The sequence below is a fragment of the Streptococcus sp. HMSC076C09 genome (assembly GCF_001837905.1).
GTDB lineage: Bacteria > Bacillota > Bacilli > Lactobacillales > Streptococcaceae > Streptococcus > Streptococcus parasanguinis_I.
Map to the genome: position 1 here is coordinate 1 of NZ_KV834635.1, position 1363 is coordinate 1363.

Annotated in this window: 1 protein-coding gene; it reads right to left on the reverse strand. The window is 35.4% G+C overall.

Going from position 1 to position 1363, the window contains the following annotated elements:
- A protein-coding gene (locus HMPREF2704_RS10750; RefSeq protein ID WP_141760630.1) for an IS3 family transposase occupies positions 1–1308 on the reverse strand; the annotation gives its coding sequence in 2 pieces (ribosomal slippage) (positions 1–867 and positions 867–1308; 1309 coding nt annotated over the 2 pieces). This gene is flagged as partial in the annotation.
- Between the last annotated feature and the right edge of the window lie 55 nt (positions 1309–1363).

Here is a 1363-nt window from a genome sequence, read left to right on the forward strand (position 1 = left end):
CTTTTAGTTTTACCTTAATTCGTTTGTTGTTGTAATAGTCAATATAGTTTACAATAGCTTGTTCCAATTGGTTAAGTGACTTAAATGTATTCTCGTAACCATAAAACATTTCCGATTTCAAAATGCCAAAGAAGGATTCCATCATGCCGTTGTCTGGGCTGTTTCCTTTACGTGACATGGACGGTTGAATTCCTTTATCCTCTAAAAAACGATGATAATACTGGTGTTGATACTGCCATCCTTGATCACTATGAAGAATTGTATTTGTGTAATGATTCTCAGTAAAGGCCTGGTCTAACATAGCTTTCACTTGTTCTAAATTCGGTGAAGTCGAAAGATTATAGGCGATAATTTCGCTATTAAAACCATCTAAAACTGGCGATAAATAAAGTTTTTGATTGCTTGCTGGAATGGCAAACTCGGTCACATCTGTGTAGCACTTTTCCATTGGCTTGGTTGCTTCAAATTGGCGTTGAATAAGATTATCTGCTTTCTTACCAATCTCTCCTTGGTATGAAGAATACTTCCGTTTACGACGAATACGAGCACTTAAACCAAGGACCTTCATCAGACGTTGGACCTTCTTATGATTCACTACAAAACCACGATTCCTCAATTCAAGAGTCATTCGACGATAGCCGTAATTCCCTTTATGCTCAGTAAAAATAGATTGAATTTCAACTTTAACATCATAATCCTTATCGCTTTGATCGAGCTGTTTTAAATGATAATAATAAGTTGAACGGGCAAGCTTAATAATCTTTAGAAGAATCTCTAAAGCAAACTCTGTTACCAATCCTCGGACAATTTCCGTTTTTCTTCTTGCTCTTTTTCGTCCCTCAATCGGAGTTCTCTCAACTTTTTTAGAACCGCATTCTCCGCTCTCAAGTACTCATTTTCTGCTTGAAGACGTTCTAGTTCTGTCATCTCTTCGGGTTTCTTCTTTGGCTTACGTCCCATTTTAGGTATCCTTCCTCTTGTTTTCTCAACAATAGTATACCCGTTTTTCTTATATTGTGCTATCCAATTATGCAACATTCCAACACTTGGAAGAGCATAATCTAGAGATACCTTTATTTGTGAACGACTTTCAAGCAGAACTTTATCAATGATTTCTTGTTTTAGTTCGGGAGAATAGTAACAATTCTTTCCTTTTTTGACGATTTCTATTCCATAACGATCAATCAATTTAATCATGTACTTAAGATTAGAAATGTTTATCCCAAATATATTTGAAAGCTCTTTGAAGCTTCTCCCTTGTTTTCTAAGTTCATAGACCTGAACTTTATCTTCATAAGTTAATTTCATTATAAAACACCCCAAAAGTTAGATTTTTTCTGTCTAACTTTTGGGGTGCAGTTCA